We start from the raw sequence: 26510 nt of genomic DNA on the forward strand, positions 1-26510 counted from the left end.
TATAAAAAAGGCTATTAACCACTTGTGTTAATAGCCTTTTCTTATTTATTGTACATTGATCTTTATAGGTAATTTAAATGTTGTCGGGACACGTCTGCCATTCTGAGAAGCAGGTTGCCACTGAGGCATTGTTTGAAATACAGCTATAATATCTCTCTTTAAATAAGGTGGTAGATATCCCTGTACACTCTGAATAACAATATCTGAGAGTACACCATCTATACCTACTGTAAAGTTCACATTAAAACGATACTGCTCACCTTGATTTAAATAATGATCTAAATTAAGTTTATTAATCATATTTGCTCTAAAAGCCTCTTCCCCTTCATATGGACTTGCTTCTATTATCAAAGAAAAAAAAGGTTTACCATACTCTTCCTCCATGTATTCAATATTAGTATCCGCACTGTTAGAACTAACTTCTTCACCAGAAGCAGTAATTATTTCTTTATCAGGACTAGCAGTTATATCTGTAATACTAGTATCATATTCTATAATATTACCTCCTACTACTCCTACTTGTGTAATATCAGCAGGCATTTGGTTATTAAACTTAACGTTAGGCCCTTCAAAATACATTCCTAAAGGAATCTCTTCTACAGGTACATAATCAATTACTGGACTTGTTAATAGATAATAAGCTTGAACAGTGTTAGCTAAGTCATTATTAAATGATAGTCCATCACCGCCAAAACCACATCCTCCTCCTTCCCAGAAAGACTGCTTCTCCTTAAAAGACATATACCAATAAGAACTACCAATAACACCTAGACATAAGAATACACTTACTCCTAAAGCAAACAACATGATTTTAGCATCACTTTGTTTGGGATGGAAAGGGCTATAATATAATTTTACTGTACTCATAATCTTCTACTTACGCCATGTAAAAATAGTGTATTTAAGAATAAAAAGATATCTTATAAACAAAAAAAAGACCTACTGTAGATAGTAAGTCTTTGTTTAAAACGTATTAAACATTGATTCGTGAGAATTTTCTTTTCTCTTTTTCATATAATTTAATCTGTACGATTCTAACTAAAAGGCAATAAACATCGCTAATCACCTAAACCAAAAATACAAACAAAAAGTTAAATACAAAACAAAAAACAACATTAATACCAAAAAAGATATACTTAAACAAAAACAGTTAAAAATAAACTTTCTTAAAGACTATTCGTTTTAACACAATCATTGAACACTCTTTTGTAATTTTACACCAAACTATATCAATACATGAAGCCACCTAAATCTATAAAAGCTAAGATTCTCTTTCTATACTTCACTTTATTTGTAGCTGCTATCTTCTCAGGTGCATATATCTATAAAGAAGCAAAGAAATTCACTATTCCCGAAGAGCATGTGGTAGAAGAAAACAATAAAATCTTCTTAGTAACTAGTGCTATTAATAATCTTTATAGTAGTGAGGCATATAGCAGAACGGCAATATTAAGTGGGGACAGTAAAGATATCAAGCTCTATTATAAAGAGCTCGATACCATCGTTAAGCAAATTAACTTAGTGCAAACTCATGTACAAGATCCTATTACAGTAGTCAAACTTGATTCTGTCAAAGACTTACTCTCACGTAAAAAAGTTAGTTTTGAAAATATCATCAAAGCTAGAAAAGATCTTTCTGCTGAAAACAAATACACTGAGGCTTTCTCTGAAATCTATAATATCCGTGAAGAAATAGAGAAAAACATACAACCTATCGTTATCCAAAGTAAAGAAAAGGAGAAAAGAAGTGGTTGGGCAAGGTTATTCAAAGGAGATCATACCGATACTATTAAAACAACTATTAACTATCCTAGTATATCTGATTCTATTATCAATGCGATGGAACGTATCCTTATCGCTACACAAGAAAAAATCAATGACAAACAAAATAACTTACTCAACCAAGAACAACGCTTACTGAAAGAAAACAAGATTATCACAGATCAGCTAAGAGGTATCCTACAGAATGTAGAACAAAATATACTTACACTATCTTATCAAAAGATCAATGAGTCAAAATCTAGAATTAGCGCTGCTTCTACCAATATCGCTTATATCGGAGGGACTGCACTAATCGTAGTTTTAATACTAGGCTGGATTATCATTAGAGATATCAATCAAACACAGGAATACAGAAATGCTTTAGAGAAATTAAATAAAGAGAATGAAGTACTATTGCGCAGTAAGTCTATGTTACTCGCTACAGTAACTCATGATCTACAGACTCCTCTAGGGGGACTTATTGGTTTTACTGATTTATTAGACCAAACAAACCTTGATAACAAACAACAAAAGTACGTCAACAACATTAAGTCTTCTTCTAAGTATATCACGAATTTAGTCAACGACTTAACAGATTTCTCTAGGTTAGAGAATAATAAAATAAGTATACAACAGAAAGCATTCAACCCTAAAGAACTAGTAGACAACACTTGTAACATACTAGTGCCTAATGCTGAGAACAAAAATATAAAGCTTAATTGGACAACTGAAGAAAGCTTAAATAGTAACTTTGTCTCTGATCCTCATCGTATAAAACAAATACTAACAAACTTAGTCACTAACGCGATTAAGTTTACACAAGAAGGAGGAGTTAACGTTAGCGTTACTAGAGAAAAAGAATACATTATATTTAAAGTTACTGATTCTGGAATAGGAATAGCTTCTAATCAAACTAAAAACATCTTTAATGAGTTTCAGCAAGCTCATGACGGAATAGAAAAGAAATTCGGTGGAACTGGACTAGGGCTTAATATTTCTAAAAGAATGATCGAATTATTAGGTGGGACTATTCATGTAGACAGTGTATTAAATGAAGGATCTACTTTCACCTTTACAATACCTATTATAGAGGCTGAAGAAGATGCAAATATAACTGTACATTCAAATGACCTACAAACTGTGTTTCACTCCTTAAATGAAATCAACATTGTAGTCATTGATGATGACAAAGTTCAACTTCAATTAATGGAAGAGATTCTTTCTCCTTTATTTAATAAAGTTACCATCACTTTCGATCCTACATCTATAGAAGCTATTTTAAAAGAAGATCAATATGATTTGATACTTAGTGATATTCAGATGCCTAAGATGGACGGATTTGAGCTTATAAATCATTTAAAGAAAAATACTGATTTTAAGACCATTCCTGTTATAGCTCTTTCTGGTAAAAGAGATATTACAATGGAAGAATTCACTCAAGCAGGGTTTGCTTCTGCACACCCGAAGCCTTTACAGCTTACAGAGTTACTAATTCTGATTTCTAATATACTTAATCTTGAATATCAATTAAACAGTTCTAGAACTAAAGAAAAGAACAATGAGGACGCTAATAATCAAACAACAGTTAGTACTTCTTATAATACGAATACGCTAAAACAATTCATTGGAGATGATCTTAATGCATTAAGAAATCTACTTGTCATCTTTATAGAAAGTACAGGAGAGAACCTACTAGATATGCATTATGCCGAAGAAGATTTTGACTTAGAACAAATCGGAAATATAGCTCATAAGATGTTACCTATGTTCCGACAACTCGAAATCACATCTATTATACCACTTCTAGAAGTACTAGAAGATAAAACAATAACTTTCGAAACTCAACTTGAGCTAAGAAACTATATTGAGGTATTGGAAGATAAAATAAACTTAATCCTTACTCAGATAAAACAGAATCACTTAGAAGAATAACTAATCAAAAAGCCCCTTAATATTCGTATTAAGGGGCTTTATATATAACAATAATCTTGTCTCTTATTTCAAGCTAGCAACAGTTGTTAGCTCATCTGATTCTAATGTATAATCAACTGAATCAAACTCAAACCCAAACAGGTTAAAGAAATCTTTTCTATATCCAGCTAGATCAGAAATAACTTCAATATTCTCTGAAGTTACCTCTTCCCATAGTTTAGCTACAGCAGACTGCACATCTTCTCTCATTTCCCAGTCATCAACACGAATACGTCCTTCTGTATCTAATGCTAAATTACCACCGTATAAACGATCTGCAAATAAACGTTGCATTTGTTCAACACATCCTTCATGAATATTTTTCTCTTTCATTACTTTGTACAACAAAGAAATGTATAAAGGAACAACTGGAATAGCTGAACTTGATTGAGTAACTAAAGCCTTATTTACAGAAACATAAGATACACCATTAAGATCTTTAAGTAAATCATTAATTACTGGTACCGTAGCCTCTAAATCATTTTTAGCCATACCTATAGTACCATTTCTATAGATAGGGTAAGTTAATTCAGGTCCTATATAAGAATAAGCAACTGTTTTAGCTCCATCTGCTAAAACACCCGCTGCTTTTAAGTCTTCAATCCAGAATTTCCAATCCTCTCCCCCCATTACAGCAATAGTGTTATCAATATCACTTTGTTCCTTAACAGGATCAATACTAATATTAGATACAACACCTGTATGGAAGTCTACTGTTTTATTAGTGAAAGGTTCTCCGATAGGTTTTAATACTGAAGCATAAGCTACACCAGTCTTTGGATGAGTTCTACGTGGCGAAGCTAAACTGTAAACAACTAAATCTACTTGACCTAAGTCCTTTTTAATTAGCTCTATCGTTTCTTTCTTAATTTCGTCAGAAAAAGCATCTCCATTAATACTCTTTGCATAAATACCAGCATTCTTAGCTTGCTCTTCAAAAGCTGCAGAATTATACCATCCTGCTGTACCTGGTCTACCTTCTGTACCTGGTTTTTCAAAGAATACACCAATTGTAGCTGCATTAGAACCAAAAGCAGCAGAAATGCGTGAAGCTAATCCAAATCCTGTAGAAGCTCCAATCACTAATACCTTTTTAGGTCCGTTTACTATTTGTCCTTTAGACTTAACATACTCGATTTGCTTTTTCACATTCTCAGCACATCCTTCAGGATGAGAAGTTAAGCAAATAAATCCTCTAGTTCTAGGTTGTATAATCATTATAAATCTTTTTCTACTTAGTTGAATTTAAACCAAGTTGCAAATTACGCATTTTATCACAACAATACATATTTATTATTATAAAATAACACATCTACAAACACTTCACCTCCAACAAAAAACTTTAATTATGTGATAAAAAAAAGGTTGGAATATATCCAACCTTTTAATCTATTATAAATCTGTGATTATAAACTCACTTCTTCTATTCTCTTGGTGTTCTCTTTCACTACAAGGAACATTGTTTTTACAACGATTGATAATTCCTCTTTCTCCATAACCTACACCTCTTAATCTCAATCTATTTACTCCTTGACGCACTAACCAATCTACTGTCTGATCTGCACGACGTTCTGATAATCTTAAGTTATACTCATCAGGACCAACACTAGAAGTGTATGAACGAACTTCTAATTTCAATGTAGGGTTAGTCATCATAATAGATGCCACTTTAGACAATTCTAATTGTGCATCATTTCTAATAACAGAACTATCATTATTGAAATATATTGGTGCTAAATCAGTAAGCTTACCTAGATCATCTCCGATTCTTGGATGACCTTGATTATTTCTTTTAGATTCTGTATATTCATTACCATCATCATATATAGGGTAATCTATAGATGAAAATGTTTTACTTCTTTCTAATTCAAAGTCAACCTCAATAGAATCATTTCTATTAACATCTTCTACAGACACCTCTTCTGATTTATACCCTTTAGCCTTAACCGCAACGTAGTAATCTCTATTAACCTTAACGTCTTTAAACGAATACTCACCACGTTTATCAACTTCGGTTTCTTCAATCATTCTATGTTTACTATCATATAAGAATACAAAAGCATCTAATATTGGGCGTTTACTCGTTTTATCAGTCACTCTACCTCTAATTTCTTGAGCGATATTCAACTCAGTGCCTTCTTTCATTTTCACAAAATAAAGATCATCTTTTCCATTACCATTTGGTCTATTCGAAGTAATAAATCCAAATTTAGCTTCGGGATCTAAATACATCGCAAAATCATCATAAGAACTATTGATAGAATTTCCTAAATTCACTACTTCACCAAAAGATCCATCATCATAAATCTGTACTCCATATAAGTCTAAGCCTCCTAAACCAGGATGCCCATCAGATGCAAAATATAATACATTATCTGAACTAACGAAAGGAAAACTCTCTCTTCCTTCTGTATTAATCAAGTTACCTAAGTTTTCTGGAGTACCTAAAGTACCATCTCCAAATAACCTTACACGATATAAATCTGATTGTCCATAACCTCCAGGTCTATCTGAAGAAAAATACAACCAATCTTGATCAGGACTAAGTGCAGGATGAGCAGTACTAGCATTATCAACATTAATACTTAATTTCTCCACATCTCCCCATTTATTCTGCCCTAAAGAATAAGCACGATATAAACTTACCATTAAAACTTTATCAGAATAACGTACATTTTTATCTTCCCTATTATTACTAGAAAAATACATAGCTCTAGAGTCTGCTGTAAAAATAGCATTTGCTTCATTATACTTACCATCTAGTTTCTTTGCAAACGATTTCACATCGCCTATATAACCATCAATACGCACTGGAGCAGAAAACAATTTAGTATAAGGATCGTTTGTCCACCCATGTTTACCTTTATGTTTACCTTTTTGGTTAGTTGAAGAAGAATACACTATTTCTCCTTTATATAAAGCAGCTCCATATTCTGAACCAGCAGTATTTATACTATTTAGTAGTTTTATTCTATATCCGTCTCTATTAGTATTAACTTCTTCTAAATAATTTGGATCACTCAAATATTTCTTAACCCTTCCATCTTCAGGTGCTTTATCAGCCAACAAGTCCATTTTAGCATTTGCTAAAACGTAATCCCCTGTTGTTCTAATTGTCTGCACATATTTATAAAAAGCATCAATATCAGTAATTCCTTCTGGAGTTTTTACATCTTCGAACAAAATGCTATACCAATGGTTTGCTTCTAAATACATTCCATTCTCATAATATGCTTTCGATAAATTAGATAAAATCTCTGTATTCTTCTCTCCCTTCTTCGAAAGCAACTTTTCATAGGTCTTGATAGCCTCTGCATAGGCCATCTTCTCTATTTGAGAATTTGCTTTCTTTATATAGGAATCCTGTGCTATTCCAAATGTAGAAAACATTCCGAATAGAGTCGCTATCCCTAACTTATAAATATTTTTTTTCATAATATTAAATGTACTTTTTTTACCAAGTTAGCTGTCTTTTATAAGTATTCTAAAGAAGTTTTTTTCTAAAAAAAGCTTTTTTAAAATCATTGACACAAAATTATACAAAAAGAAAATATTCAAAATTAAACAGTGTCATAAATCCATTTTATCTATTTACCACCTCTAATCCAGAAATTACACCTTTTAAAAACAAACAACACCAAATCACGAATAAGTACATATTTTTTAACATTAAAAAACATACTTACACATTCCTAATATTCACTATATCGTTTATTTTATTGTAATTAATTGTAATATTTTATCAATTTTCTCTTTTCCTTAAAAGCAGCTCTACTATTATTCCTTCTTAGAAGAAACGAGCTGTACTAACTTTGTTGTATTTGTTAAACAAATCAAATCTTAAAAAGATCTCATGCGAACCTGAATTATATCTAGATAATTTAGATGTATCCGCATCATAAGAATATCCAATAAATAACCCATCATTTACTTGGAAGCCAGCCAATGCACTAACTGATGAATCCCATCTATAAGCAGCTCCAACAGTAAATTTATCTACAATCAAGAAGTTCGCTGTTAAGTCTACTTGCATAGGAGCACCCTCCACTGTCTTTAATAAAAAAGCTGGTTTAAACTTCAAACTCGGATTCAACTCAAAAACATATCCTCCCATTAAATAAAAGTGCATCTTCTGACGCATCAACTCCTTACCTTCATTCTTTGAACGATCTGTTGTCAGGAAGTTTGGTACAGATATTCCTAAATAAGATTTATCTGAATACAAATACAACCCCGCTCCAATATTTGGATTAAACTTATTATTAATATTCTCTAAGAACATTGGATCATTAGGATCATAAATATCTAACTTAGTATAATCTACATCTAACAAATTTGCTGTTGCCTTTAACCCAAATGCCAACTTATAAGTATCATTCAAATCTACTGCATAAGCCAAGTTTAACGAGAAATTATTCTCTGACATTGCTCCTATACGATCATTTGTATAGTTAATTCCTCCTGACAATCCATTATTACCTAATGGTGTATCGATAGAGATATTAGCCGTTTGTGGAGCACCATCTAATCCTACCCATTGTGTACGATACATCCCAAATACATTTAACACTCCTCGAGATCCTGTATAAGCTGGATTAATATTAGATGTATTATACATATAATGCGTGTACTGTGGGTCTTGCTGTCCATATACTGCTGACGATCCTAAAATCATCAACGAGAATAATACTCCTAGTTGTATACCTTTTCTTATTTTCATTGCAATCTTTTTTCTAATTATTCTCTAAGTGTAAATAACCTGTTTTAGTTATCATTTCTGATCCTTTTGCAGTTTGAACCTCATACTTAACAATATAATAGTAAGTTCCTGATGGTAACTTACCACTTAACAACACTCCTTTTCCTTCTGCTTCGCCTCTAAACACATTCATACTTCCGTCACCATTGCGGTCATAGTTATTTGTCGAATAAACCTTACCTCCCCAACGGTTTACAATCTGAACACTATTATTTGGATATTTATCAATGTTATCAATGATGAAGTAGTCATTCATTCCGTCTCCATCAGGTGATACCGCATTATAAATCTTAATCTCTGTATTATAATCACCGTTTACAATTCCGAGTGTAAAAATACCATTGGTATTTACAGTCATTGGTGTTCTTACTGTCTTCGTCGATACATCCACAATCCCTCCAACATCTTCCCATTTTAAGTTACTTACATCCCAACGAACAATATGTAAATTCTTCTCTGGAGTTAACAATAAGCTAGCAGGTGTAGTTTGTTCATTCCAGCTCAATGTCAAGATAACTCCTGCATCTGATACTTTACTATTAACTTCCCAATATTCTGCATTATTTATCTCTACAATCGCATTCTTCTCTGAATGAGCTCTTCCTACTAGCGGATTTGAACGCTTATATTGTGTTTGGAACAAATCTTTAGCTCCCTTACTTTCTCCAAATGTAATTGGACGATAATAGGTCCCATCTCCGACAGGCATTATTTGTTCCTGTTTACCTTCACGATCAGCAAATCCAACTACGTGACTATCATTACTTACCTTATCAATACTTGAACCTTCTAAGAAAGTGATAGCTCCTGATAACGGCGCATTAACAACAACATGTCCACGTTCAAACAACGCTTTTCCAGCAATACTAATCTCAGTAGTCAGATCTAGTCCTTCTGTGTTAAAAATCACATCTTCTAAGAAAGTTGTATTCTCTCCTCCGCTTATCTTATGCTTAGCTTGGGCTATTTCTAACTGTTCAAAGAAAACCTTACTAGCCTTAGTTGATTTTGAAAACATAAAGCTACCTTCATTGGTAAAATCATCAAAAAAATGAACTTCTCCATTATTTATAAAGGTAGCATCCTTAGTGTTACTGAATGCCCCCTTGATAGATAACATCTCATCTGGTGAGACAAAAACATCTCCTCTATTATGTAAATTAAGAGAAGTACTCACCTGCGCTTGTACTACGCAAGAAGCTCCGAATACAAGTACAGGTGTTAATTTTCTTAAATTCAAGTATTTTCTTTTCATAAACATTTTTATTAGTTACAATTTTCTTTTCATAAACATTTTTATAGATTATGGCTGATAAACTCCAACCACAAAATCATAACAAAATTAACAATTTAATAAAAAACTAACTAATATTATTTAACTATTATAAAATAAATTACTAAAAAAGTTAAAAGATATTTTTAAAGCCAAATAAAAGCATAAAATAAAGAATTAATTCAAAAAAAAATCATATTGATTATTAATAATACATTCTTAATTTAGAAGAATAAAAAAAGCTCCTATAAACTTAGGAGCTTTCATATTATTTATTGTTTTTACAAATCTTCTACTACAAATTCACTTCTTCTATTCTCTTGATGTTTATACGCAGGACATGGAACCCCTCTATAACAATCATTAACTAACATAGAAGAACCAAAGCCTCTACCTGTCAACCTACTACGACTAACTCCTCTATTTACTAACCAGTTTATAGTAGACTCTGCACGTCTTTGAGATAATTGGTAATTAAATCCGTCTGATCCTGAAATATCTGTGTGTGAACGTACATCGATACGCATACTTGGGTACTTCCTTAACACTTCTAATATTTTATATAGTTCTCTTTCTGCATCAGGGCGAATATTATATTTACCTAAATCAAAATAAATAGCATTTAATTTTAAGACTTTAAATAAGTCGTCCCCTTTCTTAATTTCTACTCCTGGTATCATTGTATCTACAGAAGCACCAGAACCTCCTTCTAATCCAAAATCAAGTACAGCTCCATTAGCTTTATTTAATGCTGGCAAACCAAGTTCTATTGTATTATATCCCTCTTTATCCACACCTACAGTAAAACTAACAGAACCTAACTTATCCTTAAACTCATACTCTCCTTGAGCGCTTGTAGATACTTCTTCTATTAACTTGCGATTGTTATCATATAAAGACACCTTAGCTCCTGATATTCCATTTGAACTTAAAATATCATATACCTTACCTTTTATACTTTGGTAGAGTTCCATATCTATACCATCTATCTCACGGATAAAGTATAAATCATCCTTACCAACTCCATCAGGTCTATTTGAGGTCATAAAACCAAACTTACAATTAGGATCTAGATAAAAAGCAAAATCGTCATAATTACTATTTACTGAATCCCCAAGATTAATTACTTCTCCAAATGAATTATCCTCATTAATCTTCACTCCATAAATATCTAATCCTCCAAATCCTGGACGTCCATCAGAAGCAAAATACAATACATTATTTGTGCTTATAAAAGGAAAACTCTCTCTCCCTTCTGTATTAATCTTATTTCCTAAATTCTCAGGACTTCCAAAACTTCCATTTTCTAATATCTCTACTCTATATAAATCTGACTGTCCGTAAGACCCCTCGCGATCTGATACGAAATATAACCACTTACCATCTGGACTAATAGCAGGATGCGCTGTAATTGAATTCAAAGAGTTAAATGACAAACGTTCTACATTAGACCATTTCTTTTTACTATCTAAAGTAGCTTTATATAGCTCTACTTTAATAATCCCTTCTTGTTTCTTTAATGGATCTCTATTATTACTAGAGAAATACATCGTTTGTCCATCAAGAGAGAAAGTAGGTGTAGATTCATTTAATTTCCCTTCTATCTGTTTAGAGAATGGCTTAGACTCTCCTACATATCCATCTATATAAACAGGTGCTGCATACAGTTTTGTAAAAGGATCATTAGTCCAACTGTGAATACCTGGATAATAATCCGTCCTATTCTGAGATGATGCGAATATAATATGTCCTTTATACATAGCTGCACCATACTCAGAGTACGTTGTATTCACATTATCCATTAATGTAGCAGTAAATGCGCTAGGATTTAACTTAATCGTCTCTAAATATTTCTTATCTGCAAGATATAGTTTAACACGAAGATCTTCTTTAAACTTATCTGCCATCAAATCCATAATCTTGTCCGACTCTACATAATCCCCTTCACTTTTTAACGTCTGTACATATCGAAAATAAATATCAGCAGAAACAAATTCTGAACTCACTTCAGCACTACTTAGTATCTTACTATACCATTTATTAGCATCTCTATACATCCCATTATTATAATAAGCATCTGCAAGATTTCTATAAACTTCTTGACTAGTTTCTCCTCTTTTTATTGCTGCTTCATAACTTTTAATCGCATCACTAAACGATAAGTTCTCAAATAAAAGATCTCCATATTTTGCTGTTTTAATATTCTGTGCTATCGCAGTAATACCAAACAACAATAAGATTATTGTAATTTGTTTAGATAGTATTTTCTCCATAAACCTATAATTTTTTTTCAACATCTGCATCGCTCTTAGAAGAAACGAGCTGTACTAACTTTGTTGTATTTGTTAAACAAGTCAAATCTTAAAAAGATCTCATGCGAACCTGAATTATATCTAGATAATTTAGATGTATCCGCATCATAAGAATATCCAATAAACAACCCATCGTTTACTTGGAATCCTGCCAATGCACTAACTGATGAATCCCATCTATAAGCAGCTCCAATAGTAAACTTATCTACAATCAAGAAGTTCGCCGTCAAGTCTACTTGCATAGGCGCTCCCTCTACTGTCTTTAATAAGAACGCTGGTTTAAACTTCAAACTCGGATTCAACTCAAACACATATCCCCCCATTAAGTAGAAGTGCATCTTCTGACGCATCAACTCCTTTCCCTCATTCTTTGAACGATCTGTTGTCAGGAAGTTTGGTACAGATACTCCTAAATAAGATTTATCTGAATACAAATACAACCCCGCTCCAATATTTGGATTAAACTTATTATTAATATTCTCTAAGAACATTGGATCATTAGGATCATAAATATCTAACTTAGTATAATCTACATCTAACAAATTTGCTGTTGCCTTTAACCCAAATGCCAACTTATAAGTATCATTCAAATCTACTGCATAAGCCAAGTTTAACGAGAAATTATTCTCTGACATTGCTCCTATACGATCATTTGTATAGTTAATTCCTCCTGACAATCCATTATTACCCAATGGTGTATCAATAGAAATATTAGCCGTTTGTGGCGCACCATCTAATCCTACCCATTGCGTACGATACATACCGAATACATTTAACACTCCTCGAGATCCTGTATAAGCTGGATTAATATTAGATGTATTATACATATAATGCGTGTACTGTGGGTCTTGTTGTCCATATGCTGATGACGCTCCTAACATCATCAACGAGAATAATACTCCTAGTTGTATACCTTTTCTTATTTTCATTACAATCTTTTTTCTAGTTATTTTCTAAATGTAAATAGCCTGTCTTTGTTATCCATTCTGATCCTTTTGCAGTTTGAACCTCATACTTCACTATATAATAATACGTTCCTGAAGGTAAATTACCACTTAACAACACTCCTTTTCCCTCCGCCTTACCTCTAAATACATTAACATTACCATCCCCAGTTGGATCATACTTAGTCGTATCAAAAACTTTACTTCCCCAACGGTTTACAATCTGAACCGAATTATTAGGATACTTATCTATATTTTCTATAATAAAATAATCATTCTTTCCATCTCCATCAGGTGAAACTGCATTATAGATCTTTAATTCTGAATTATAATCTGCATCCACTAATGCCAATGTAAAAACACCTTGAGCATCCACTACAACAGGAGTTTTTACAGTCTTAGTCGACACATCAACTATACCTCCTAAATCAATCCATTTCAACCCCTTATCATCCCAACGAACAATATGTAAACTCTTCTCCGGATTAGTCAATAAAAAAGATGGTGTAGTTTGTTCATTCCAACTTAAAGTTAAGATGATAGCCCCATTAGTTGCTTCATTCTTTACTTCCCAATATTCCTCATTATTTATATCTACAATCGCATTCTTAACAGTATGTGCTCGACCTTCTAAAGGATTTACACGTTTATATTGAGTTTGAAATAAATTTTGTAACCCACTACTCTCTCCTAAAGTAATAGGACGGTAATATGTTCCATCACCTATAGGCATTTCCATTTCTTTTTTTGCATCTAGATCAGCCATACCAACTACATGACTCTCATCGCCTACAGCCTCTACACTTGAACTTTCTAAAAAAGTAATACTTCCTGATAATGGAGTATTTACAACTACATGACCACGCTCAAAATAAGCTTTACCAGCAATACTTATTTCATTCTCTAAATCTATTCCATTACTATTAAAGATTACATCTTCAAACAAAGTGGAATTTGCTCCCCCTGATATCTTTTGTTTTGCTTTAGCTTCACTCAATTGTTCAAAGAATACCTGACTTGCCTTAACTGAACGTGAAAAAACAAAGGCTCCTGTATTACTAAAATCATCTAAAAAATAGATATCTCCAGAATTTACAAAATCTCCTTGGGTACTATTAACAAACTCTCCACTTACAAATAAAACTTCATTAGCAGATACGGACATTTTTCCTGTATTATAAAGCTCTGCTTTCTCTTGTGCTGATGCCATAGAAAAAGACAAAACCACACTAGAAAACAGTACAAACTTCAATACACCCTCTTTTTTCATATCATTTTTTTTACACTTATTTATACAAAATTTACAGATATACACATACTAAAAGCAAACATTATAACAAATAACAAAATTAAAAATAAAATTAACATTTAATAATCAATTAAAAAACATTTTTTAACATTCTATAGATTAAACAATTATTAATAAAAAAATTCTACTTCTAATGATTTTAAATCAAAACAATCCCCATATTGAATCCAAAAAAGCTTATTAATCACACAAAAAACTTGTTTAATACAATTTAAATATTTGAAAAACATTCTTTTTCAAACTCTTAAACCAAATAAAAAAGCTAAAAACAGCTTTACAAACAGGTTAGCACATTAATATTCAAACAATCAATCACTTAAAACCCTAAAAAACATTGCTCAGCATAAATCCATAAACTAAAGGCTAACAAAATATAGAAATCCCCCTAAGTAAACAGAACATAAGTTTCTAACTAATGAAATATTTTATCTTTTTATGTCTCTCACACCAAATAAGCCACCAATAAAAAACTCTCTAACAAGACATTAGGTTAAAAAAAAGAAGAGGTGCCTCGTCCTAAAAAAACTGTACAGCTATAGTAGGACGAGACATTTCTAATCAACAGTGATCGCATAGTGGTCGCATAGTTATGGGATACTGCTCGCATAAAAAAGGGATAAAAGTATGCGACCACTACCCCATCAATAGCCTATAAACATCGTATCAAATGGAATATGATCAATTATATTATCACAATCTCATAATAGATCGCTACCATACTACTTATGTCTAATACATCCAAATTAACCTCTAATACTATAGTATATCGCACGATGATGTACTGATAACAAGGCTTAAGGCAAAAATGATAAACATAGTCAATGCAAATACTACAAATAAAAAAAGCTCCCTTACGGGAGCTTTTAGTGGCTAATGCTGTTAGTTTTAAATCCTACAGCAGGATCGGTCGAAAAAAAAATTGTTTTGTTGTTTTTAAGAACAATTATAATATAGTATAAACGTAGACTTAAGTCATTATATTACAATTCTGTAACAATAAATTCACTACGTCTATTTAACTGATGTTCTTCTACTGTACATGGTACTCCATTACTACACTTATTCTGTAATTGTGTCTCACCATATCCTTGTCCTGTCACTCGGCTTGCTTCGATACCTTGGCTGATAATCCACTGTACTGTAGACTTCGCTCTGCGATCAGACAATCTTAAGTTATAATCATCGTTTCCTCTACTATCTGTATGAGAACGAACATCTATCTTCATAGTAGGATACTCTTTTAATACTTCTACCACTTTCATTAATTCAATAGATGCATCTCTACGAATATTTGATTTATCAAAATCAAAGTAGATTGGATTCAGTTTTAATTTCTTAAATAGATCATCATCTTTAGCAATAGGTTTCTCTGTTTTCTCTAAAGGAATATCTTGTTTTTTAACTCCTCCAGCTACAGCGTCTAATTGTACACTTACTTCTTCAGTATTATACTTATCCGCTACTGCTTTTAGACGATACTTTCCTCTACACTCTAGATCATCTATTCTATAATATCCCTTATCATCAGTGATAATTTCTCCGATTACTTTATATGAGTTATCATACACAGTTACTTTAGCATTGGCTAATACCTCTTGAGTATCTTTATCAAACACAATACCTTCTAGACTCTGGTGACATACTTTCTGCATAAAGAAGTAAATATCATCTCCTCCTACACCATTCACTCTATTAGAACTAACGAATCCTTTGCGTGTCTTACTATCAATATAGAATGCAAAATCATCTGTGCTACTATTAATAGGTGTTCCCATATTTGTCACTTGACCTACACTTCCATCTACATTAATCTTCGTCACGAATACATCTAAACCACCAAGTCCTGGGTGTCCATCAGAACTAAAGAACAAGAAGTGATCTTTAGATATAAATGGAAATGTCTCTCTACCTGCTGTGTTTACTTTATTCCCTATATTCTCTACTTTACCATATTCTCCTGTAGGATATAATGCTACTCTGAAGATATCAGATTGTCCTAAAGTACCTTCTCTGTCTGAAGAGAAGTATAACCATTTATCATCTGGTGTTAAAGCTGGGTGAGCTGTATTATAGTTATCCGAGTTAAACGGCAACTCTTCTACATTCTCCCATTTACCTTCTTCTGATAAAGTCGCTTTATATATTTTTAATAAAGTTGAATGCTCTTTATTTAATCTTCTCTTCCCTTTTACACTTGTATTATTACGTGTAAAATACATCGTCTTCCCGTCAGAAGTAAATACAGCTGTTGCTTCATTTACTTTAGTGTCTAACTCAGGTGCAAACTTCACTGGTTCTTCAAAAGTACCGTCTGCATTAATCACACTACTGTATAAACTTGTAAAACTCTCGTTCGTCCATTCGTGTAATCTCTTTCCTGACTGATGTTCTGTATTACGAGCAGAAGTATAAATCAACTGATTTCCTAATAAAGCTGCTCCATAATCTGAATATGCAGTGTTCACACTTATATTCTTTAGTTCGTATCGATCAGAGTTATTTTCTATCTCTTTTAGATAACGGTCTTTACTAGATTCAAAAAGCTGTGCTCTAGAATCGTTTGCCTCTAGTTTAGAGAACTCTTCCATCATCAGTTTTGACTTATCATAGTTCTCTACAGCTTTTAGTGTCTGTGCGTAACGATAATAATATTCTGATGGTAACACTTCTTTACCTTTATCTTCGTATTGACCTTCAAACAATTCAGTATACCACTGATTTGCTTCTATTAATTTTCCATTAAAGTAATATGCATCCGCTAACTTCTTCAGCATATCAGCATTGGTGTATCCTTTGCTAGCTATGCGTTCATAGATCTTGATCGCATCTACGTAAGCTTGGGTTTGATATTCTTTATCCGCTTTCTTCTCTGCTACTTTCTGTCCATAAGTACTAATACCTACGAAAAGCAACATTGTCAATAAGCTTATTTTCAATAGCTGTTTTTTCATACTTGTTTTCTTAAGTCCTCTCTTATTAGAAGAAACGAGGAGCATTAATTGTACTACGACGGTTAAATAATTCGAATCTTAAGAAGATCTCGTGTGATCCTGAGTTATAACGTTGAAGCGCAGTAGTCTCAAAGTCATAAGAATATCCTACAAATAAATTATCATTTACCTGGAATCCTGCCAATGCACTCACTGAAGCATCCCAACGATAAGCCGCTCCTAAAGTAAACTTGTCATACAACAAAAAGTTAGCTGTCAAATCTACTTGTAATGGTGCTCCACTTACTGCCTTAACTAAAGCGGCTGGCTTAAACAATAAATTCTCACTCACATCGAATACATACCCTCCCATTAAGTAGAAGTGCATCTTCTGACGCATCGTCGTGATATCATTATCATCGTAGCGATCCGTAGTCAAGAAGTTCGGAACTGATAACCCTACATAAGCTTTGTCAGAGTATAGATAAACCCCTGCTCCAATATTTGGATTAAACTTGTTGTTTAGATTCTCTTGACTTACAGGGTCTGTAGGATTGTGGATATTAAGCTTTGTATAATCAACACTTAATAGATTAGCTGTTCCTTTCAAACCGAATGCTAATTTATAATCAGCATTTAAGTCAATAGCATAAGCTAAATCTACAGAGATATTATTCTCATCCATCGCTCCTAGACGATCATTCGTAAAGTTCACTCCTAGACCTAATCCACTTTCTCCAAGAGGTGTAGACACAGATACATTCGCTGTCTTAGGTGCTCCATCTAGTCCTACCCACTGTGTTCTGTACATCCCAAACACGTTCAGCGTTCCTCTACTACCTGCATAAGCAGGGTTGATCATATTAGCATTATACATATACTGTGTATACTGTGGATCTTGTTGAGCTTGCATTTGAGAAAAGCAGCCTAAGGCGAATAGGCTGATTCCGATTTTCTTTATGTTTTGTTGAATATTCATATATTCTCTTACTTATTGCTTTCTAAATGTAGGTAACCCGATTTCTTAATCATACGCGAACCGCTAGCGTCTTTATACTCATAACTCACGATGTAGAAATAAGTACCTGTAGGTAATTTCTCACCTTTATTTATAGTAACACGTCCATCAGAGTATCCTCTAAACACATTACCTGCACTGTCATAACTCTTCGTGTCAAATACCTTAACTCCCCAACGGTTATAAATTTCTACTGTATTATTAGGGAATCTGTTGATATTATCTATGATGAAGTAATCATTCTTACCATCTCCATCAGGAGAAACAAGGTTATAAATAACGATATCTCCGTCTAAGATCAAGTCTGTATTCACAGTAGCTAATGTAAAGAATCCGTACCCCTTAACACTAGTAGGCGTAGTGATCTCTTTCTTCTCTAGATCTACTACTCCTCCTTCGTCTACCCAAAGTTGTTGCTTAGCATCCCAGCGTACGATGTGTAATTCTTTCTCTGGGTTCACTAATAACTCTTTAGGTGTAGTACGCTCATCCCAACTTAGTGTCAGCATGATGTCTCCTTTACTATTATCACTTCCTTTATCTACTGTCCAGTATTCGCGCTCATCTAGTAAGTTAATCACTCCTGATTTTGCACTACGCGCTCTAAAGAAGTTCTTATCATCTAAGTTATACTTCCCTTCATACGCATCCTTTACATGATCTGGAGCAGTGATTCTAGCATAACGGTATAGTCCTTTATCTCCTTTAGGATATTGGAACTCCTCATTACCTATCTTCTCTACATATCCTTCTGCATGGCTTCTATCTGTAGGCTTAAGTGCTTTCGCTCCTTGGTGGAAGGTTAGCATCCCTGCTAATGAGTCTACCTTAATGATACCGTCTTTAAAGTCTACACTACCTCTTACGTTAGCCTCGTTCTTTAGGTCAAAGGCCATGTCTTTAGTAGAGTTGTCTAGTACTACATCAAAGAAATTAGAAGGTTGGCTTCCTGTGATATGTTGAGCTCCTTTTGCTTCTTCAAAAGGAGTGAACACAGCTTTTGAACCTTTGGCACTTGTACTGTGATCGTAAATATTGTCATTGTTAAAGTTGCTGTAGTAATAAACCGTTCCATCATTCTTTACATACCCTTCTTTTGTATTGTCAAAATCATAGATAGTAGACATTACACCACCTTCTGCTACTGAAATCTTTCCTTGGTTTACCATTACTTGGTCTTTCTTAGCTTGCTGTGCTACTACTGTAGCTGGCAATGCTAAACCTAATAAGGCAACTGATTTATATATTTTTTTTGATTGCATAGTTTTCAGTTTTTAAATACTGTGCTAGTGCGAGACTAGCACAGTTATTTAGGTTTATTATTTTACTACAAATACCACAGTCATGAAAGCTCCGTATTTTGCTTTCTTGATAATATCATAAGTCAATACACCATCTTTATCTACTTTCACATTAGTGAATACAGCAGGATCATAGTATGGTACAAAGAAGTTTAAATCTTCTTTCTTGTATACAGGGATAGTTGCACTAGCATCAGACTGAACCATTGGAGGTCTTGTTCCCTCAATAGGTGTATCTACTATAGCTCCCGCACCACCGAACATAGCTACATACTCATTGTATAAGTTTCTTGTTTTTCCCTTTCCTTGTTTAGACGTATCAAACATTACTGGAGGCATATAGAATACTTTAGGCATAGCTGCTTTCACATCTACTGTGTATTCTTTTTCACCTGTTGTTGGATTCGTACCAGGAGTAACAATTACATTACTGTTATTTACTTTTCCATCCGCTGGCTTAACTACTACTTTCTCTTGGTTTGCTTGAACAAATGTTTTATTATCTACCCAAGTTACTTTATCTCCTTCTGTAACTAATACCTGATTAGGTTTACCTCCTTCTATTCTATTAACTGTTAAGTCACCTTTCATATTAGAAATATTAAAGTTTCCTTCATTCACAGCTAAAGAAACATTCTGAAGCACTACTCCTGTACCATCTTTAACAGTTAGTAATTCCTCTGTAGCAGATGTTAAGTTACCTTTTCCTGTAATATCAGTTGTATTAACAGTTGGTTTTTTCCATTCTACTTTAGCATTTTCTCCTGTACCTACAGTAGTTAATACTTGGTTATTATCTCCTCCTGTAATTTTATCTGTCGTTACAGCTCCATCTTTTATTTTATCAGAAGTAACTGCATTAGTAGCTAATTTATCTTCATTAATAGCTCCATTAGTAACATCAATCTGAACATCTTTTAACAATGACGTTGCTCCATTAGCAGAGATTGTAATTGTGTTCTCAGTAGAAGATAAAGCTTTACCTTCTCCAACATTAGAAGCATCTACACTTGGTGTTTTATTAACCCACTTATCTCCATCAAATACTAATACATTTCCAACTTTAGGATCTTTCGCATCTAACTCTATTCCTTGTAATTTAGAAACTTCTGTTTTACCATCTTTAAGTATTACATCCCCTTCTAATTTTAACTCAGCTGGTTTACCATTAACTGTAGATACTAGTTTATCTCCTTTAGCTTCTAATGTATTAGATGTAGCATCTACTTTAGATACCCACTCTACCTTACCATTATCCCCAGTAACTAGAACATCTCCTTTATTAGTTCCTGCCGTTATTTCTAAAGTAACATCTTTTAATGTAGCATTAGCTCCACCTGTTACAGTGATTCCTGTACCTGTAATTCCTTTAGAAGAAACAATACTTGCGTCTGTTAAAGTAACAGTTGATGATTTTCCGTTTACTGTACTTGTTAAACTATTTCCTGTTAATTCTAATTTATTAGAAGTATTACCTTCTATTATTTCTTTTTGAGTTTTGTATGTAACATTACCTTCTTTATCAGCAACAGCTACTCTATTATCATCCCCTTCACCTGCAGATAATTTATCTGAAGTAACAGAACCTCCTTGTAACATTTCATTAGAAATCTTATCTGTTAAATCTGTTCTTCCCTCTACACCATTCACTGTAGAAACTAATTCATTACCAACAACTCCTAATTTATTTGTTGTAGCGTCTGCTTTAGTTATCCATTTAGTGATCATTTTTTCACCTTCTTTTACAGTAACTAATACATCACCTTCTTTACCTCCTTGGATTTGGTTATTAGTAACCTGCCCTCCGATATTTTGTAAACTTAATTTAGCCTCATCAACATCAACAGTATACTCTGTATTTTTATCTTTTGTTCCAGCTCCTGTTGTAACAACTGTTACTTTATCAGAACCATTTTTAACTGATGTTGTTTTTTGTCCTGCTTCGATAACTGAAGTCAAATCAACAGATGTAGACTCTACTCCATTTACAACAGTTGTAATTGTAGTTCCATCAACTTTATTTTCAACTTTATCAACTAAAGCGATTTCTGCTGGCACACCATTTACTGTAGAAACAATCGTATTTCCATTAGTACCATCTTTTTTAGCTAGTGTATTAGTTGTAGCATCTACTTTAGATACCCACTCTACCTTACCATTATCCCCAGTAACTAATACATCGCCTTTATTTGTACCAGCTGTTATTTCTAAAGTAACATCTTTTAATGTAGAACCTTTTTCTCCTCCAACAGTAATTGTTGATGAAGTAATGTTCTTAGCATCTTTAATATCTCCTACTTTAATTTCCTTGTAACTAACCGTTCCATCAGCATTTACAGTAGCAACTTTACCTGCATCAATAGCATCTGCTCCTAATTTATCAGCTGTTACATTCTTATCTGCTAAATCTGCTGTTTTAACCTCACCATCTATAATCTTAGCAGAAGTAATTGCATTATCTGCAACGTCAATCTGAACATCTTTTAATAAAGCTGTTGCTCCTTCGCCTTTGATAGCAATAGTCTTCTCAGTAGAAGTTAATGCTTTACCATTCGTTACATTATCCGTGTTAACTGTTGGTACTTTATTAATCCATTGACCACCTTCAAATGATAATACTTCTCCATCTTGTACTTTAGTAGTGACTAAATCATTTCCTTGTAATTTAGAAACTTCCGTTTTACCGTCTTTAAGTATTACATCCCCTTCTAATTTTAACTCAGCTGGCTTACCATTAACTGTAGAAACTAGTTTATCTCCTTTAGTTTCTAATGTATTAGACGTGGCATCTACTTTAGATATCCACTCTACCTTACCATTATCTCCAGTAACTAGAACATCTCCTTTATTAGTTCCTGCTGTTATTTCTAAAGTAACATCTTTTAATGTAGAACCTTTTTCTCCTCCAACAGTAATTGTTGATGAAGTAATGTTCTTAGCATCTTTAATATCTCCTACTTTAATTTCCTTGTAACTAACCGTTCCATCAGCATTTACAGTAGCAACCTTACCTGCATCAATAGCATCTGCTCCTAATTTATCTGCTGTAACAGAACCAGACTGTAACATTCCATTAGAAATCTTATCTGTTAAATCTGTTTTACCTTCAACTCCATTTACTGTAGATACTAATTCGTTACCAACAACTTCTAATTTATTTGTCGTAGCTTCTGCTTTAGTTACCCATTTAGTAATAAGATTTCCTTTATCATCAGTTGTACTTACTAATACATCACCTTCATTTCCTCCTTGGATTTGGTTATTAGTAACCTGTCCTCCTATATTTTGTAAGCTTAATTTAGCCTCATCAACATCAACTACATACTCAGTATTTTTACCAGTAGTTGTGCCAACAACAGTAACTTTATTAGAACCTTCTTTTACTGTAGTTGTTTTTTGTCCTGCTTGGATAGCTGGAGTTAAATCTAAACCTTCTCCTGCCTTATCATTAACAGTAGTAACTAACTTATTGTCTTTATCAAGAGAATTTCCAATTGAATTTACAATATCAGCTGTTTTTGAAGGAACACCATTAACTATAGATGTCATTGTATTCCCTGTAGATGTCAACTCGTTAGTCGTGTTATTTGTAAGGATATCATTTTGATCAATCCAAGTAGTTGTTAAACCATCTTTAGAAGTAATCATTACTTGTCCTGCAGTACCAGGAGTTATAGCAAGAGTAACATCTTTTAATGTAGCATTAGTTCCACCTGTTACAGTAATTCCTGTACCAGTAATTCCTTTTGCTTTTAACTCATTTTCTGGAGTTCCATCATTTCCTTTTGCAATTGCATCAGCAATGATATCTTTTGTAGAAGTTTGTTTTAAAACTCCGTTAGCATCAGCCACAACTAATTTATCAGATGTAGAATCAACCTTATCTCCTAAGTTATGTAAACCTTCGATTGCAAGCTCTTTACCTGATTGTACTTTTATTACAGTATCTTTATCTAAAGCACCACCTAATTCAATCTTACCATCAGTTGTTTTAGTCAATCCATTACCTGCAGTAACTGTATTTCCTAATTCATTAGCAGGAACCCACTCTGTTACAAATACAGTCTTACCATCAACAACTACATCATTATTAGCAGCATCTTTCAATGGTTTTTCTGTTGTAACTAAAACATCACCTTTGTTTTTACCACCTGTAACATCGATTTGAGTAGCATCTAATAATGCTTTATTTCCACCTAATACAGTAATAGATCCAGAAGTTAAAGCTTTACCGTTTAGAGATTTCCCTGAAACTTCTTGATAAGTTACATTACCTTTAGCATCAGCAACAGCTACTCTGTTATCAACACCCGTACCTGCATTTAATTTCTCAGAAGTAACTGCACCATCTTTCAGCATTGGAGTTGTGATAGCTTGAGTTAAATCTGTTTTACCTTCAACACCATTTACAGTAGATACTAATTCGTTACCATCAATTTCTAATTTATTAGATGTAGCATCTTTTTTAGATACCCACTCTACCTTACCATTATCTCCAGTAACTAGAACATCTCCTTTATTAGTTCCTGCTGTTATTTCTAAAGTAACATCTTTTAATGTAGAACCTTTTTCTCCACCAACAGTAATTGTTGATGAAGTAATGTTCTTAGCTTCTTTAAGATCTCCTACTTTAATTTCATTATAACTTACTGTTCCATCATTATTTACAGTAGCAACTTTACCTGCATCAATAGCATCTGCTCCTAATTTATCTGCTGTTACTGCTCCTTTTGCAATCTCTAAAGTAACATCCTTTAATAAAGCATCTTTTCCTTCAGTTACTGTAATATCTGTAGAACTTAATGTTCCTTTAGTACCTGCTACAATATTGATTTTATTCACTAATTCATCGATAGCAGCTTGTACATTCTCAGCTGTTAAACCAGAAACACCATTATTATATCCAGAAGCAATAGCATTTGTATCAATAGTAGTAATTACATTCTCACCTTCTTTGTTTTTATTCTTGAAAACATAAACTCCATCCTTAACTTCTACTTTAACTGTATTCGCATCGAATGTTACTGGAACATTTTTCTCATTTGTATATGTAAACGTACCGTTACCATGATCTACAATAGAAGTTACTGTTTCGTTAGCTTTAACAACACTTTCTTTCGTTACCCATTTTACTGTACCGTCTTTTTCAGTAACTAATACAGTATCTACACCACCTTTTTCGATTTGAGTCAACTGAAGTGTACCACCAATTTTGTTTAACTCAAACTTAGTTTGGTTAATAGTTAATACAACATCTTTTAATACTACTCCTGCTGTATTAGACACAGTCATTAACTCATTAGCAGATGTTAATGCTTTACCATCTACATTAGTAGACGAAATATTTTGATATACTACTGTTCCATCAGCTTGTGCTACTGGCACTTTACCTTCATTTCCTTCACCTGCTTCTAATTTCTCAACTGTAACTGATCCATCTTTAAGCATTTCAGTAGTTAATTTATCTTTTAATGTTTGAGTAGCAGGCACTCCATTAACTGTAGAAATTAATTCCGTACCGTTTAATACTAAACTATTAGAAGTTACTGCATCTTTAGCAGACCATACTATCTTTCCATCTTTATTTACTACTAATACATCTCCTGCATTACCAGCTTGAAGCTGTGTAAGATTTAATGTGCCTCCTAAGTTTTCTAACTTAATTGCTTTTTCGTTAACGCTTAAAGCAGTTGTTTTTAATACAGCTCCTTTACCATCTGTAACCACAATAATATCGTTACCTGTAAGGTCTTTACCATTTAATGCTGTTTCTAAGTTAACTGTTAAGTTACCGTCTTTGTCAACATCTAAACCACTACCTGGTTTTACTACACCCGCTACCTCTTTAGTAGCTGTAGGTACGTCAAGTGTATAAGAAATAGAGTTTGTTCCTTTTACTTCAGTTACTTTAATATTAGTACCACCGTTTAAAGTAGTTAGAGTTTGATTCTCTTTTACTAATGCATCTACATCTATATTATGGGTAGTGTTTTGCTCATCAGTATAAGCTAATTGTCTATCTGTAGTATTGTAAACTAACTTAGTTAACGTTTGTTCTACGTTTACTAATTGCTTTAATACATTGTATAAATCAATATCTGTTTTCCCTTTGATTACCTCAGTAATATCACCAATAACAGTAATCTTAGATTCAGCACCAGCTTCATTTGTATAAGTATACTTACCAGCCTCTTCGCGAACTAAAGTAGTAATCGTCTCATGTTTCTTCACAAGATCTTTAATACTTACCACAGTTTCTTTACCTGCTTCATCTTTAAATATAAGTGTCCCAGCATCTACATTGTTTGTAATACTAGTAACAGTCTCAAATGACTTAACAGCTCCTTTAATATCTATAGTAGTAACTGTTTTCTTCTCATCAGAATACGTTAAAGCACCTGTAGCTTTATCAAAAGCTAATACAGTTAATGTCTCATGTGCTTTAATAACACCGTCAAAGTTTATCTCTACTTTATCTCCATCTTTAGTTATATGATATAACTTATCTCCTTCATAAATAACATTACCTTCTGTAGTCTTAACGATGTTCTTTATTAAATTAGTTACATCACCACCTTTAAGGATGTCTCCGAATTTATTGATAACAACTCCAGGAATATCTGCATCAGCAGTTAAACGTTTCCATACGTTTACATCCCAATAGTAATAACCTGGTGTGATATCTTTTTGTTCTTTAGTAGCGTATACTAATAAACTCTGTACGTTACCATTCGTAATAGTAGTTTTATCTTTAGTGTCAGTCAATGCCACATTAGGAATTAACAAACCTCTATTTTTAGATTCAATTAATAACTCTGCTGATTTGTTTGGAGTAGCAGTACCAATACCTACTTGTGCATTAGCAGCCATAGTCCCCATCAATAATGCAACTGATAATAATCTTTTTTTCATAACTCTATATTTGTGTCTTT

13 protein-coding genes are annotated in these 26510 nt (G+C 33.1%); 1 reads left to right on the forward strand and 12 read right to left on the reverse strand.

Features of this window, described 5'->3' with window-relative positions:
* Nucleotides 1-45: 45 nt before the first annotated feature.
* Nucleotides 46-867, reverse strand: a complete 822-nt coding sequence (locus MPR_RS13585; RefSeq protein WP_041893405.1) for a hypothetical protein — start codon at nt 865-867, stop codon at nt 46-48.
* A gap of 369 nt (nt 868-1236) precedes the next feature.
* Here MPR_RS13585 and MPR_RS13590 point away from each other — a divergent pair, with 369 nt between their 5' ends.
* Nucleotides 1237-3693 carry a hybrid sensor histidine kinase/response regulator gene (locus MPR_RS13590; RefSeq protein WP_041893407.1) on the forward strand — a complete coding sequence of 819 codons (2457 nt, stop codon included), beginning with the start codon at nt 1237-1239 and terminating at the stop codon, nt 3691-3693.
* Nucleotides 3694-3756: 63 nt separating this feature from the next.
* On the opposite strand, the gene fabV is transcribed toward MPR_RS13590, so the two are convergent.
* The 11 genes from fabV to MPR_RS13645 all read right to left on the reverse strand — a co-directional run bounded on the left by fabV (nt 3757) and on the right by MPR_RS13645 (nt 26490).
* Nucleotides 3757-4950 carry an enoyl-ACP reductase FabV gene (fabV, locus tag MPR_RS13595; RefSeq protein WP_041893409.1) on the reverse strand — a complete coding sequence of 398 codons (1194 nt, stop codon included), beginning with the start codon at nt 4948-4950 and terminating at the stop codon, nt 3757-3759.
* Between the two features lie 174 nt (nt 4951-5124).
* On the reverse strand, nt 5125-7167 hold the full coding sequence (locus MPR_RS13600) for an OmpA family protein (RefSeq protein ID WP_041893412.1): 2043 nt from the start codon (nt 7165-7167) through the stop codon (nt 5125-5127).
* Nucleotides 7168-7519: 352 nt separating this feature from the next.
* Nucleotides 7520-8452, reverse strand: a complete 933-nt coding sequence (locus MPR_RS13605) for a PorP/SprF family type IX secretion system membrane protein (protein WP_041893414.1) — start codon at nt 8450-8452, stop codon at nt 7520-7522.
* 13 nt (nt 8453-8465) lie between these two features.
* Nucleotides 8466-9746 (reverse strand): T9SS type B sorting domain-containing protein, encoded by a 1281-nt coding sequence (locus MPR_RS13610; protein WP_041893418.1) that lies wholly within the window; start codon nt 9744-9746, stop codon nt 8466-8468.
* A 299-nt stretch (nt 9747-10045) separates the two neighbouring features.
* Nucleotides 10046-12037: an OmpA family protein gene (locus tag MPR_RS13615; RefSeq protein ID WP_041895548.1), complete on the reverse strand. Its 1992-nt coding sequence runs from the start codon at nt 12035-12037 to the stop codon at nt 10046-10048.
* 35 nt (nt 12038-12072) lie between these two features.
* Nucleotides 12073-13005, reverse strand: a complete 933-nt coding sequence (locus MPR_RS13620) for a PorP/SprF family type IX secretion system membrane protein (RefSeq protein ID WP_041893420.1) — start codon at nt 13003-13005, stop codon at nt 12073-12075.
* Nucleotides 13006-13018: 13 nt separating this feature from the next.
* The gene (locus MPR_RS13625) at nt 13019-14290 is read right to left on the reverse strand and encodes a T9SS type B sorting domain-containing protein (RefSeq protein WP_041893425.1); all 1272 of its coding nucleotides are present in this window, start codon (nt 14288-14290) and stop codon (nt 13019-13021) included.
* Nucleotides 14291-15309: 1019 nt separating this feature from the next.
* Nucleotides 15310-17280, reverse strand: coding sequence for an OmpA family protein (locus MPR_RS13630; RefSeq protein WP_041895550.1), 1971 nt, complete (start codon nt 17278-17280; stop codon nt 15310-15312).
* Between the two features lie 25 nt (nt 17281-17305).
* The gene (locus MPR_RS13635; protein WP_041893427.1) at nt 17306-18238 is read right to left on the reverse strand and encodes a PorP/SprF family type IX secretion system membrane protein; all 933 of its coding nucleotides are present in this window, start codon (nt 18236-18238) and stop codon (nt 17306-17308) included.
* A gap of 8 nt (nt 18239-18246) precedes the next feature.
* Nucleotides 18247-19539, reverse strand: coding sequence for a T9SS type B sorting domain-containing protein (locus MPR_RS13640; protein WP_041893431.1), 1293 nt, complete (start codon nt 19537-19539; stop codon nt 18247-18249).
* A gap of 57 nt (nt 19540-19596) precedes the next feature.
* A complete protein-coding gene (locus tag MPR_RS13645; protein WP_139177121.1) occupies nt 19597-26490 on the reverse strand; it encodes a beta strand repeat-containing protein in 6894 nt (2297 codons plus the stop codon).
* Nucleotides 26491-26510: the final 20 nt, after the last annotated feature.

Origin of the sequence: Myroides profundi, assembly GCF_000833025.1 — a bacterium.
Lineage (GTDB): Bacteria > Bacteroidota > Bacteroidia > Flavobacteriales > Flavobacteriaceae > Flavobacterium > Flavobacterium profundi_A.